The organism is Timaviella obliquedivisa GSE-PSE-MK23-08B, assembly GCA_019358855.1.
GTDB lineage: Bacteria > Cyanobacteriota > Cyanobacteriia > Elainellales > Elainellaceae > Timaviella > Timaviella obliquedivisa.
In genome coordinates this window covers 254299-268110 of sequence record JAHHII010000006.1, presented here as the reverse complement: position 1 = coordinate 268110, position 13812 = coordinate 254299, and the positions used below count along the sequence as shown (strand labels likewise).

Below are 13812 nucleotides of genomic sequence, written 5' to 3'. Positions count from 1 at the left end.
TTGAACAAAGATTATGAACACCTTCCGCAGACCTCAGAGACTCTGATCTATCTGGCGATGATCCGGATTATGGTGAGGCGATTGGCGTAAAATCTGACTTGCCATAACTTTTCAAACATCCTCTTAGCTCGATCGCCAATGTATCCGTTTCAGGAAAGTATTCAATCTTCATGGCTCTACCCAGTTTTGCAGATTTAGATCGGGAATTCTCGAAAATTCACTTGTATTATTTGTAACCAGTGTCAATCCTAACGATTTTGCTTGAGCCGCGATGAGTAGATCCATTGCTCCAATAATGTTACCTTGATGCTCTAGAGCAGCACGAAGGTTTCCATAGATTTGGGTTGACTGCTCATCGAATGGTAAAACTTCAAGCGGTGTCAAGAATTGACCCAGTGCAACTCGATTTTGCTCTATGCGTTGGCTTTTATAAGCACCGTACTCTAACTCTGCCACAGTAATAGATGAAACGCCTATATCAGAAATGTTCAGCGTTTGAAATCGATTTAAGACTTGCTGAGGTTTCCGTTTGATGATGTAGATGCAGATATTTGTATCAAGTAAAAACTGCATCAAAATAGATCCTCGCGGACTTGAAGATTAGGTTGTTCTCTGGCTTCCATGAAATCATCAGAGAAGTTTTCGAGGCTATCAAATAGGGTTTGCCAGGGATGATCTTTGGCAATAATAATGATTGTATCCCCTACTTTCTTAATGTAGACTTCACTGCCTTCCAAGTGAAATTTCTTTGGCAAAATGACGACTTGATTGTTTCCATCGTTTACTAATTTGGCAATTTCCATGTTGTTCTCCTTTATTAAGAGTTTGTAGATGATTTTTCTTTGACGTTAATACTTATATTGATGTTCTTTTTCTCGCTATTTGTCGCGTCCCTCCACGATCGCCCTCTCTTCCTCACTCAACCCATACAATCGATACACGATCGCATCAATCAAGCGATCGCATCGCATCAGTTGCATTTTGAGAATTCCTTTGAATTGGCATTCGGGGTGGGGCAGTGCGCCACATCAAATCGATGTCTTCGGGGGTGAGTCCATAGGCTTGGTTGACTAGATCAGAAATCTGATGTTCTAGCTGCAAAATTTCTCGGTTGCGGGTCTGCATGGGTAGGGCATAGTCACCATAGAATTGTTTCATTTCTTTTTGCCCAGCTACGCCTAAAGGATCGCCCGTTTTGCCTTTCTGAGGAATGCGCTTTCGCAGTTCGGTTAAAAATTCGGCTTCGCTGAGGGTGGCAAAGCGCTCTAGTTTTTGCCCTAGTTTATCAATTCCAAAACGTGACTGCATCCAGTCCAATACATCACGATAGGATTGCTGATTGGTTTTGGTGAGGTCAATGAGGCGCTGAACTTTGGGTTCGGTTTGTTCACGGATTTCGTCGGTGGGTGGGGCGATCGGGAAAATTTCCATGAGTTCACCTTTAGGTGTCAAAGCCTCATCTTTCATGTGAGGCAAAAAGCGCCAATTATGCCACCAAATTAATGGAGAATTTAATACTCCTAGCACATACAAATCTTTTTTAGGTAGTATGAATGCTTTGTTATTTGTTAAGTATCCAGAATCATCAAAACTATAAGATGGATGAAATTGAATTTCCTGATAAATAATTTTGGGTACTTCAAAAAGGGGCAAAAATGCTGGTGATGCTTGTAACTGCCACCATTCCTGGATTCCTGCTCTTGCTTTTAATTCAGATTTATACTTTTTCAAATGGTTCTTGACTGCCGGATAAGAGTCAATATCAAGATCTTTATGTGCAACAATCATCCACAAGTCATGCCATTCAGAATTCCATCTTTTTATATCTTGTCCTCGTAAAAATGGCTTGATAATTCCAATGCAATTAGGCTCGATCTCAGTTAAACGTTTACATAAATCGTTACTAATTACAAAAGCCTCATTAAAACCCGTCTTAATTCCATAGTAAGGATTGCAACCAACATATTCTTTTAACGGGACTCCCCTCTGTTGAATCTTCTCCATCAATGCCCCAACGTCGGGACGCTCTAAACTCCAGGGGGCTTCGCTAAATCTTGACCAGGGCACATCGTAGCCTTCTGATTTCACATAGCCATCTAGGTCAATTCCCGCTAGAGCTTCACGAGGAACCGGACATATCCGCACCGTTTGGTCTGTGGGTGGCAGTATGTTTGGTAAAGGCAAAACATTGGGTGTTATTGGTTTTCGTACCACCACAATGCAGGGAAATGTATCGGCATCGGCAAAAATTGGAGCATGACCAAAATCTACAATTTCTTCAAACTGGCTATTCGCAGCAAAGAACCGTCGTAGCGCTTCCCCATAGCCCGCCCGCAGCCATTTATTTGTCACAATGTAGGACGAAAATCCACCTCGCCGCAATACTTTTAGTCCCTTCTCATAAAAATAAGTGTAGAGGTCGGCAACACCGCTATAGCTTTCATAAACAGCTTGAAAAAAGGGCTTGAATTCGCTCAATCCTTCTTGCCGGACATAGGGCGGATTGCCCACTACCGCATCAAAGCCTGGACGCTCTTTCCAACTTGCATTTTCTAAATCAATAAATACCTCTGGAAACTCCAGATCCCAATGAAAAAAGTGTTTCTCGTCACTGAGTTTTAGGGCATCGTCATAAACAGCGGCATCTGCTGCATTCATCGTTTTAGAGTCAGCCGCGATCGCATTCGTGCCATACACTCGCAAAAAATGCTCCGCTCGTTTCAAGCCAAAAAACTTAGAAACATAAATATCAAGCAACCGTTTATAAGGCTTAGCCGCTTCATCAAACGATCGAAATAAAGTTTCGCTTTGTTCCACCTCAGCAAACGTCGCATCGCTCAACACACTCACGCCCCGCATAATTTCTGCCGCCGTCAGCAACCCCACAAAAGGACCCGACAACAAATTAAACTGCCCGCCAGACTCCTGACTCATCGCCGCTTCCGCTTCCCTAGCCGTCGTCCCAATCAGCGAATTCCCACACCGCAAATGATGATCCAAAAAGCTCAACGGTGCGCCGATCGTAAACGAATGCAGCCACAAACTCACCTTCGCCAACTCCACCGCCATCAAATTCAAATCCACTCCATAAATACAGCGCTTCATCACCACCCGTTGCAACAACTGCGTCGGTTCCAGGCGATCGGGATTAATCGTAATCCCCTGCTGTTTCAGGTTTTGTAAAATGCTCTGGCGCGTCTGCTCCAGCATTTCCATCACCGGATTTTGCTCAGGATACAGCGTCAAAATCCGAATCAGTTCATCCGTCAAATAGTCCACCGCCTCCACCAAAAAATGACCGCTGCCCATCGCCGGATCACACACCTTAATATCCAGTAAAGTGCTTTGCGCCTCACGTTCCAGCCCTTGCAAATCCTTCCGCAATCCGTTCAGACTTTGCACCCCCAGCCGTTTATCTTCCAGGTCAGAATGCAGTTGGATAATCTGCGCCATCAGTTCACCAAACCGCGCTTGCCGCTGTTCCAAAATCGGCTTCAGCGTGTGACTTACAATGTATTTCACAATATAGTCAGGCGTATAATACGAGCCAGTCGCCTTGCGTTCACCCTTATCATTCTCAAGATGAACATTGCCCGACGCATCCTCGATCGCCACCCGATATTCCAACAACCCCTCATAAATAGAACCCAGTTGCCGCACCCCCAAAAAGCCATAATCGATCGGCTGTCCTTCAAAACGGGCTAACCGATCCAATACCGGAGCCAGCACCGCATCCGACAGCTTAAAGCGAGACAAAAAATAATTAGCCCGATACTCAACCCGATCGCTAGGCTGACTAAAATCAAAGTGAAACAACCCACCGTTATAGCGCGGCACCTCCAACCCCGCATCACCGCGATCGACAATTTGAAACAAACTCAGCAAGCGATCGTACAGCCCCGTAGAAGTCTGACTCAATTTCTTCTGACGCTCCATGCCCAAAGCCACTTCCTGCGTCATCTTAATCAAACTATGATCCCGATAATCGCGATCGATCGGCAGCAAATTTCGGGCTTCAGCATAAAGCAAAAACAACAGCTTATATAAAAAAGACAGCGTGGATTCATACACCTGCTCCGAAGTCACCTGTTCACCGCGCCGCGTCGCATCCACCACAAATCCTCCTGCCAAACCCGGAAAAATGCGATCGAACACCAAAGCCTTCAGTTCATTCCCCACCTGAGTTGCATAGGTCGTGCTACCTTCCCGCACCCGCTCCAAAAAATTGCGCCCCTGCGAATCCTTAACCAATGCCTCTTGCCGAAAGAACAACCAAAAATACTTAAACTGCTCCCGATCGCCCGCCTCCAACAACTTCACCAAATCAACCGGATAAAACTCCGTCGCCGTCGAAGAAGCCTGCCGATAATACAGCCGCCACTCGCGCCCATTCGTCAGAATCCCCCAATCGACTCCCGTTCCCGTCAAATAGCTAGAAATCTGAAACGATGGATTTTCATTCTTGTAAATATCGCGCTGATCGTTAGACGAAACCTTACTCAGCGGACGCTCCCAATACTTTGCCTCCGCGATCGCCCTCACCCGCGCATAAAACGCCGACTCATCCTTCTGAAGAGAATAAGCCTCATCGCGATCGCCCTCATTGGTAAACAAAGCATAGTCCGGTCGCTCTGCCCTGCCCTTGCCCCGCGTCGTCACCTGCGGAATGTGGCTAAACCCTAAAATATCCAGCGCAGGCTTAATAAAAACGTCTTCAGTGTGCGCTTCACTCAGCGTCGGTAACAAATCCTTTTTAGACAGATAGAGCTTTTCCAAAGCCTCAAACCCAGCCGCTACATCTACCTGCCATTCTGGACACTCTTGAATCCGGTGCTCCAGATAATGCCGTGAAAACAGCGGCTTGTTCGGTTTTTGCCCATCCGTCATAATTCTTCTTTCCTCATGTTCCCCTGCCCTCTTAGGGAAGGGGCTAGGGGTTAGGTTCTAGAAACCTCTCCCCAAACCCCTCTCCTAAAGGAAAGGGGTTTTGAAGGGAGGTGATCCTTGCATTCAATAATGCCGTACCTGCGGATTAAGAGACTAAACCATCACCCTTTTTCAAAAACTCGCGCAGGAACCAGCGGTGTTTTTGATGGACTTGCACTAAACGGGTGTACAGATCTGCTGTTCCAATATCACCTGCCTTGTTAGCCGCCTCAGCGTCTTGATGCATTTCCTCAATGATCAAATCGTGAGTGGCGATCGCTTCAGCAATCATGTCTTTTAGCGAAAGTTGTCCCACCGAAGCGGTGACCGTAGCCGTAGTCAAATAATCTGCGGGGTCGCCCACAGGAGTGCCGTCAATCATGAGGCTGCGTTCAGCCAATTCATCCAGCATGGCAAACACTTCAGTGGCTTGTTCATCAAACAGCAAATGAACATCGCGGAACAAAGGACCAAACGTAAACCAGTGATATTTTTTGTAATTGAGATATGCCACAAGCGTGTTGGCTTGTTCACGGTTGAGGGCTGCAACTAAAGCTGCTTTTTGGGTCAATGTCGCTGTCATTACGGGTTTCCTCTCTGTTGTAGAGCTTAGGTTTGATCATAGAGGCTGGAAGAGAAAGGCGATCGATCGTCGAAAGATCAATTCTTGAAACTCAAGATTGCCCCGCTATCAATTCCATATGTTAATCATACTCATAATGAGTACGCTTTGCAATTTCTCTTATAAAAAACTGATCTCAACTAAGCCTGCTTCAACAGGGAGCATAGCAAAGGGATGACATCACAAAATTGCCGCAAGAATCTCCCCGGCAAGCTCTTACCTAAGCAAAGCGGTTATACAAGCAAAGAGATCATTGCTTATTTTCTAACTTTCCCGTCTGGCATCGTTGTCCCTGCCAACAACGCACCACTCAAATCTGCTCCAAACAGGTTTGCTCCCTCTAGCTTTGCCGTGCTCAAATCGGCATTTCGCAAACTTGCCCCGCTTAGGTCAACGCCTTGTAAATCTGCCCCGGTAAGGTTAGCACCGCTGAGGTCTGCTCCATTCAGCTTTGCTCCCATCAAGTTGGCAAACGCCAGGTTCGCTTCTGCAAAATTAGCGAACGCTAGCTCTGCTCCACTTAAGTTGGCATAGGAAAGGTCAGCGCTGCCTAAATTAGCATTGCTCAGGTTAATCCCTCGCAGGTTGGCTAGGACGAGGTCAGCAAACCCCAGATCTGCTCCTTTGGCTTTGGCTCCACTCAGGTTTGCCAACAACAAGTTAGACTCGCGTAAATTTGCTCGAAATAGCTCTGCACCACTGAAGTTAGCAAAACTTGCGTCTGTTCTACCCAAGTTTGCTTGAAACAACATTGCTCCGCTCAGGTTGGTACGAGTTAATGTGGTGTCGCTCAGATCGGTTTCGCGGAAGTCAGCATTGTTCAGGCTGAAGCTGCTGAGATCAGCGTTGCTTAGGTCTGCCCCAATTAAAGAAATAACGGCGTTTTCTACAAAAATTAAGTTGGAGTCTTCTAGAAATGTCAGCAGTTTGGCTTTGCTTTGCCCATCAAGCTGCCTCAAAGTGGTCAAGGTTTGATTTCGGGCGCGATCGCGCGTCTTGCTTGTAGCTGGAGACTCTTTGAGGTTTTCTTTCTTAACCAGTTGATAAATCTGATTTTGATAATTTTGGAGTGTCCAAGCAGAGGGCAGGGGGCGAGACGATTGCGAAGGCTGTACAGGTGACGGCGTTCGCTGGAGCGTCGTGCGCTCGAGCAGGCGGTCAGAGGCACTAGGTTCATCGGCGAGGGCACGGTTAGAAAGGGTGCTGGTGCCTTGAACTTGAACAACGAGGAGGGCGGCGATCGCGGGTTCTAGCCAATTTCGCCAAGCTTTGCGTGATTTACGAGGTTTGATTGTAGACATTGCCTGATAAGCGCTGATGGTTGGGATGAAGATGCATGAGTCCTTTAAATCTGATACACAGGCAAAAGGCATTTACCCGGACAGTTTAAAAAAATTTCTGACTGCTTCAAAGAGAAGCGTATTCTCTTTGAAGCAGTCAGAAAAGAAATAAAGCAGCCGGGAAGATGCCTTTGACAAAACCTACGCTTCGATAATTACTCTGAGGTTGCCTCGCTTTTTGGTAACTCGGCAAGCTGTCGTGTTCCCAGAGCGCTCGAACTCCAGATCTACTAGCGTTTGCCCAATGCGGAGATTGTGCAGAGACAGGTGATGAACTGACTCAGGCAGAGCCGGGTCAACAATTCGCAGGTAGTTTCCGGGGGCATCGGGCGCTAGGTTTACCATAATGTGCAGGAATTGAAAGATGGTTCCCGATGCCCAGGCTTGGGGTGAGCAAGCGACTGGATAGCGGACGGGGCTATTGTCAATTGTGCGCTCGTAGCCGCAGAATAATTCGGGTGGACGCTGGTAGGGCTGCTGGAGCGTCATGTCAATTACACCTTGGGCAACTTCCAGGGCTTGATCAACTCGACCCAGCGATCGCAATCCTGCTGCAATCATGCCATTATCGTGAGGCCACACCGAGCCAATGTGATAACCCATGGGATTATAGGCTGGCGACAGGCTGCTCAGGGTGCGAATCCCCCAGCCGTTGAACATGTCGGGGGCTTGCAGACGTTCGGCTACGCTTTTGGCTTTATCGGGATAAAGGATGCCTAAACCTAGACAATGACCGGGATTAGAAGTGATGCCATCAACGGGTTTCCCTTCTCCATCTAGCGCGATCGCACAATAGCCTTGGTCTTCCAACCAAAAGTCGCGGTTAAACCGATTCTGGAGACTCCGAGCTTCTTCCTGCCAGCGATCGGATAAGTCCAGCCGCTTTTTCATTCTGGCTACTTCGCTTAGCTTCATCTTGGCGGCGTACACATAGGCTTGCACCTCGCACAGAGAAATTGCCCCTTCTGCTAACTCGCCGTTGCGATAAACAATGCAGTCTTCTGAATCTTTCCAGCCTTGATTTCGCAGTCCTCTCTTAGAAATGAGGTAGTAGGCTAAATAACCCGTCTGGCGGCAGTTGCGATCGATCCAATCCATCGCTGCAAGGGCACAGTCCCAGAGTTGCTCTAAGGTTTCCTGGTCGTGCGTCCAAGCATAGTAGTCGGCGTAAAGCAGCAGCCAGAGAGGGGTCGCATCTACTGTGCCATAGTACGGCGTATGGGGCACTTCGCCGCACCTTGCCATCTCGCCCAGGCGCAGTTCGTGAAGAATTTTGCCAGGTTGTTCTTCGCGCCAATCGTCTTCAAGCTTGCCTTGATAGTGCGCCAAGGTGTAAAGCGTTTGCCGAGCAATCTCTGGATCAAGGATGAGGGTTTGGGCGGCAGCAATGATGGAGTCGCGTCCAAACAAGGTAGAGAACCAGGGAATGCCAGCCGCCAAAACTTTGCCCTTGCCAAAGCTTTGGCGCAGGAGATAAACGTCTTGCTCGGCTCGTTCAATAACCTGATTAAAAGCACGGTTGTCGGAGCGAATCTTGGTGGCAGAGGCGCGCCAGTCTCCCTCTTCCATTGACTCAGCGGCGATCGCCTGCCGTAAAGTCATCGGTGGACTGACGACCGAAGCGGGGCGATTGCTGGTCATGGGTTGCAAACGATAGCCGATCTGCTTAGTTTCGTGAGATTCTAGCTCTAGCTTCCAAATGGCGGTATATCCCTTAAAGCCATCGGGCTGCAAATTCGAGAACTGGATCCGCGACTCGACGACGGCTCCATCTATCCCCTGGTAAGCTAGCGTTAATTGTCCAGTTTCTAATGCTAATGCCGCAAAGTCTTGCATGGCTTCTGGATTGTCTGTCACCTGGCGCAATAGGCGACCTTGATGTTCGCGCGTGAAGCCCCGAATTTGAAACAGGTCAGCAAAGTCGGCATCAAAGCTAAGGCTTAGCTCAAACTGAATGGGTACACGACTGTAATTAGTAATCGCAAACTCTTCAAACAGCGCGCCGTTTAGCACTAAGTCTCGTTGAATGCCAACAATTTCAGCAGGAAGGCGACCTTCTACATAGGGGTTAGCGCAAAGCACAGATAGGGCAAATCCTTTTTGGGCGGTGCTGCTGAGTAAAACAGGCGATCGCCCCTCAATTTGTAGTTCTAATCGACTTAAGAACCGCGTATCGCGACAAAACAACCCCAGGCTCGTATTTCCATCTTCACTCGCATCGCCAGAAATATTGCCTAGCGTATCAGTAATGATAAATAAATCATCATCTTTCAACGTGAGGGTAGGTTGCAACCGTTTTCCTGTCACGTAAGACCACTCCGGTATTGCGAGTTGCTCGGCGGGGACAAACGTTCTTCCATCTAGCTCTAAAATCTCAGCCATAATTCCAAACTCCGTGACTTATCACATTGGGAGGCTCGCTTTCTACTGCCTAGCCATCCATTATGAACAAGAGAGGGTTCCGAAAACTGAGAGAACTCATTGTTTTTGGCAATGTTTTCAATTTTTGCTCTCATCGGCAATGCTAAAAGAAAGAAGAATCAGTCGTTATGTTGTAGAAACATGACATTTTGCAATATTTTTTCTTCTTTTCTTTAAAGCTGTTCAGCAATTTGGAAGACTGAGGGTTAAAAACTAAAGGTTAATAACGCTCAATCTTCTGTCTTTGCTTTAGTTCGAGAGCGCTGCATGTTTGAGGTGCCCATTGGTTGCAAATCGTGCTTCCATGAGCTGACGATACACAGCCTCGTAGCCGTCTACCATGCGAGCATTGCTAAAGTTGTTGATGACGTGATCATGGCAAGCACGGCGATCGAGGCTTTGAACTTTATTAACAGCTTCAACGCAGGCTTCAACATCTTTGCAGAGGAAGCCTGTTTTGCCATCTAAGATGAGTTCTGGGGCTGCACCACGGGCGATCGCAATGACAGGGGTGCCGCAAACCATTGATTCTGTCATCACTAAACCAAAGGGTTCTTCCCAGGTGAGAGGACAAAGGGTAGCAACTGCGGGGCCCATAATTTCGCTCTTTTGAGCATGATTTGCCTCGCCCAAATAAACAATTTGTTCGCCATCAATCAAGGGTTCGACCTCACGCTCATAAAACTCACGATCGGTAGGATCAACTTTGCCCGCCATTTTGAGATGCCAGCCTGCTCGCTTGGCTATTTCGATCGCTAGCTGAGGCCCCTTTTCAGGAGACATGCGCCCAAAGAAAACGAGGTAAGGAGGGTTAGCTGCCTCAGCATGAAACTTGTAAGTACTGGGATTAATGCCGTTATACACAGTATCTACGTAATTCAATCCTAAGTCATGCCGCCGTTGCGAGTTAGAAATGCTGACGTAATGCTGATCACGATGAAGCTGATACAGTTGCTCAGCTACTTTTGGAATAACACCATGAACGGTGTGAACTACAGGCGTTTTAACAAAATTGCCGTAAGGCAATGCACTGATATCTACATGAGAGTGAATGATGTCAAACTCATCGGCGCGTTCAAATAAAGGCGTGAGCCGTACTAAGTCATAAACTGGATATTCTAAGATACTGACCCCTTTTGCTCGTAAAGGCAAATCAGAGCCCGCGTCGAGTTTTGCTTGAGTAATTGAATCGCCTGTGGCAAATAGGGTAACCTCATGCCCGCGTTTCACTAACTCATCTGCTAGCAAGCTTACAACTAACTCAGTGCCGCCATAGGCGGGAGGCGGCACCCTTTCCCACAAAGGCGCAATTTGTGCAATCCGCATGTAAATCTCCTTGTTTAATGTATAGCTACGTACTCAGTAAAACCTCAACATGTCACCGGGCATTAAAGAGCAGCACGAACAAAAGCAGTTTTCGGACGCAAGCAGGGCTTTAGCTATTTAGTAATTGAGTTATTTAGTAATTGAGTAAAATTTTACCAAGTCTTTAAACTCCTTAAACAGTTTGATATCAAAAATATTCAATTTGACGTAGGAGGTAAGACTTTATATTCTTTTAACGTATCACATTTGACTTAAGAAGATATTCCTTTTGCATGAAGACGCTGAGTAAGCTTTCTGCCTGTTTCATTACAGCATCTTCAAAGTGGTCAGTTCTGTATCTCAAGCAACTGGGTAAAATTTGTTTATCAAAGGAGATTTACCGTACCCATCTCAATGCTAATTGAAGTGGGTACAGCGATCGCTCAATCACTTTTCTTAGACTTTAGAATGACTGAAGGCTAGCTTTAACCTGTTCTTGATCCAGCGATCGCCCAATTAACACTAGCCTTGTTTGCCGGAGTTCAGCAGACTTCCACGGACGATCATAGAAGTAGTCGAAGCGATCGCCTACTCCTTGTAGTACCAGTCGCATTGACTTGTTCGGCACATCCACAAATCCTTTGACTCGATAAATCTCTTGCTGTTTAACTAAAGCTTGCAAGCGATCGATCAATACTGTGGGTTCAAATGATTCATCTACAATGAACTGAACTGAGTTAATGTCGTCATCATGCTCATGTTCTTCTTCCGTATCATGATGGCTCGGACGATTCTCCAAGTCATCCTCAACAGCGGCATTAAAGCCTAGCAGTAAGCTAGGAGAAACTTGTCCTCGCTCACATGACACAACCTTAACGCTGTCTGATAACTCTTGCTTTAACCACTGCTGCACCTGCGCCTGTCCTTGAGCATCCACGCGATCGACTTTTGTGAGCAGCACGAGGTCAGCACAGGCAAGCTGATCCTCAAATAATTCCTCAATGGGCGTTTCATGCTCTAGGCTTGCATCTGCCTGCCGTTGGGCGTTGAGAGCTTCTAAGTCCCCTACAACCTGCCCCTTGGATAGAGCTTCGCAATCTACCACCGTAATGACGCTATCAACCGTTGCTCCCACCCGAATCTCAGGCCAGCGAAAGGCTTGCACTAGGGGCTTGGGTAAGGCTAAACCCGACGTTTCAATTAAAATGCAGTCCAGTTGATCCCGACGTTTCAGCAGTTCTTGCATTGTGGGCAAAAATTCTTCTTGAACTGTGCAGCACAGGCAACCGTTGGTCAGTTCAACAATGTTAGTAGGGCTATTATTGGGGATGGTTCCATCGCTTTTTGATGCCGTCTGCGCCGCGTTTCCTTCGTCCTCAGGAGGGCAGACTTGGCAATCGCGGAGTAGCTCTCCATCAATCCCAATTTCGCCAAACTCATTGACTAAAACAGCAATACGTCTACCTTCATTATTTTGCAGCAAGTGGCGAATGAGGGTGGTTTTTCCAGCGCCTAAAAAGCCACTAATAACAGTAACGGGAATCTTGTGCATGAAACAACAGCCTTAAAACAATAACCCTACAATAAAATGACTAAGTAAGGTCGCCCCAAGGCTCCAGCAGATGCAGCCAATGAAAGCGATCGCCCGACTTTTATTTAAGAAATCAGTGCTTTTTTGAACATCTACAGGCTTCATAACATAGGTTTAATTGCGTTAAGGTCTGGAAACTTACAGCCACCAAATCTGTTTACCCAAGTTATAACTCACTAGTATTCAGCATAGTCAGCATAGAGAAAAAGTAGTCCTTTGACTGGTTGAAGAGTCTATCGCTCTAGAATAATTCAATATTTGTTTAAAGATTGCCGCAGACTCGCAATAGTACGCAATAGCCATGGGGCTCTCTACGGTTAATCTAGTCCAATTCCTAACTCTTTTTTGCTGCGCTTAAGCTGATTCCAAAGCAACGCTATATCTCTGTAGGCTTCTTCGGGAGTCATTTTGCCGTTAGTTTCTAGTCCGCAGATGAGCGTGACACGGTTTGCAAACTCTTGTAGGTTTGCATTGAACGCTAGATTCTGAGGTTTAATTTCTCCGTAATAGCGGCTGCATGGGCTGAAAAAGTCAGATTGATGGGTCATCATAATTTTTCCTGAATTAAATTACTGATTGCGATGACTTTTGTTAACCTTCTCTTAATCCAATCATAACTCTATTGCAATATTAGCTAAGCTTGATACTTTGTATTAATCCTGTAAAAAATTTAAAGAGTGTATTATTTGATACTCAAATTTAATATCTAAAGACGATCGCCCAGTATCAGGCAAGTCCCCTTACCGAATAACGCGATTAGGGAAACCTCACCGCTAAAATAGTTAAGCCCTTTCTTCTTAACTTCCTATGTCTGTACAGCCTGCGGGTCAAAAACTTTACGAAGGCAAAGCCAAAATTCTTTACACCACCGATGACCCTGATATTTTGCTGACCCACTTTAAAGATGATGCAACGGCGTTTAATGCCCAGAAACGAGGCAGTATTGTAGGTAAGGGCGAGATGAATTGTGCCATCTCTACCCATTTGTTTCAAATGCTTGAGGCGCAAGGGGTGCTGACTCACTACATCGATCGCCCTTCTGCTAACGAGATGCGAGTTAAGTCGGTTCAAATTGTGCCTCTAGAAGTTGTCGTCAGGAACATTGCAGCGGGTAGTCTCTGTCAACAAACAGGAATTGAGTTAGGAACCGTGCTACCTCAGCCGTTAGTGGAGTTCTATTACAAGAATGATGCGTTAGGTGACCCTTTGCTAACGCGCGATCGCCTTTTTCTAATGGCACTCGCCACCCCTGCTCAAGTCAGCCACCTGGAAACAATGGCACTCCACATTAACCGTATCCTGACAGATTTCTTTGGTCACTGTGGCATTACACTGGTGGACTTTAAGCTAGAGTTCGGTCTGGCTGCGGATGGCACACTGCTGCTGGCAGATGAAATTAGTCCAGATACGTGTCGGTTGTGGAATCAGGCGGAAACTGACCCCGAGCGTCGAGTGATGGATAAAGATCGGTTCCGGCGCGATTTGGGTGCCGTAGAAGATGCCTATCGCCAAGTGCTAGAACGAGTACTGGCACAACCCGTTCAACCGTAAGAGCAATCAATAGGGTAAAATGACCCAGTTTGCTCATGGGATCAGCAATCTCTATG

11 protein-coding genes are annotated in these 13812 nt (G+C 46.7%); 2 read left to right on the top strand and 9 right to left on the bottom strand.

Annotated features, from left to right (window positions below; translation table 11 throughout):
- Positions 1-90, top strand: a 90-nt coding sequence (locus tag KME11_13690) for a transposase (GenBank protein ID MBW4516262.1), incomplete at its 5' end; no start/stop codon positions are given.
- Positions 91-168: 78 nt separating this feature from the next.
- Here the strand turns inward: KME11_13690 and KME11_13685 are convergent.
- The 9 genes from KME11_13685 to KME11_13645 form a co-directional block, all read right to left on the bottom strand.
- Complete coding sequence (locus KME11_13685; protein MBW4516261.1) at positions 169-573, bottom strand: type II toxin-antitoxin system VapC family toxin; 405 nt, start codon at positions 571-573, stop codon at positions 169-171.
- Positions 573-803, bottom strand: coding sequence for an AbrB/MazE/SpoVT family DNA-binding domain-containing protein (locus KME11_13680; protein MBW4516260.1), 231 nt, complete (start codon positions 801-803; stop codon positions 573-575). The genes KME11_13685 and KME11_13680 overlap by 1 nt, the downstream gene beginning before the upstream one ends.
- A 145-nt stretch (positions 804-948) precedes the next feature.
- Positions 949-4887: an Eco57I restriction-modification methylase domain-containing protein gene (locus KME11_13675; protein ID MBW4516259.1), complete on the bottom strand. Its 3939-nt coding sequence runs from the start codon at positions 4885-4887 to the stop codon at positions 949-951.
- 145 nt (positions 4888-5032) lie between these two features.
- Positions 5033-5509, bottom strand: a complete 477-nt coding sequence (locus tag KME11_13670; GenBank protein ID MBW4516258.1) for a DNA starvation/stationary phase protection protein — start codon at positions 5507-5509, stop codon at positions 5033-5035.
- 296 nt (positions 5510-5805) lie between these two features.
- Positions 5806-6849 (bottom strand): pentapeptide repeat-containing protein, encoded by a 1044-nt coding sequence (locus tag KME11_13665; GenBank protein ID MBW4516257.1) that lies wholly within the window; start codon positions 6847-6849, stop codon positions 5806-5808.
- 180 nt (positions 6850-7029) lie between these two features.
- Positions 7030-9270, bottom strand: coding sequence for an amylo-alpha-1,6-glucosidase (locus tag KME11_13660; GenBank protein ID MBW4516256.1), 2241 nt, complete (start codon positions 9268-9270; stop codon positions 7030-7032).
- 288 nt (positions 9271-9558) lie between these two features.
- On the bottom strand, positions 9559-10635 hold the full coding sequence (locus KME11_13655) for a glycosyltransferase family 4 protein (protein MBW4516255.1): 1077 nt from the start codon (positions 10633-10635) through the stop codon (positions 9559-9561).
- Between the two features lie 442 nt (positions 10636-11077).
- Positions 11078-12166, bottom strand: a complete 1089-nt coding sequence (cobW, locus tag KME11_13650) for a cobalamin biosynthesis protein CobW (protein ID MBW4516254.1) — start codon at positions 12164-12166, stop codon at positions 11078-11080.
- Positions 12167-12522: 356 nt separating this feature from the next.
- Positions 12523-12753: a hypothetical protein gene (locus KME11_13645; protein MBW4516253.1), complete on the bottom strand. Its 231-nt coding sequence runs from the start codon at positions 12751-12753 to the stop codon at positions 12523-12525.
- Between the two features lie 259 nt (positions 12754-13012).
- Here KME11_13645 and KME11_13640 point away from each other — a divergent pair, with 259 nt between their 5' ends.
- Positions 13013-13756, top strand: a complete 744-nt coding sequence (locus tag KME11_13640) for a phosphoribosylaminoimidazolesuccinocarboxamide synthase (GenBank protein ID MBW4516252.1) — start codon at positions 13013-13015, stop codon at positions 13754-13756.
- Positions 13757-13812: the final 56 nt, after the last annotated feature.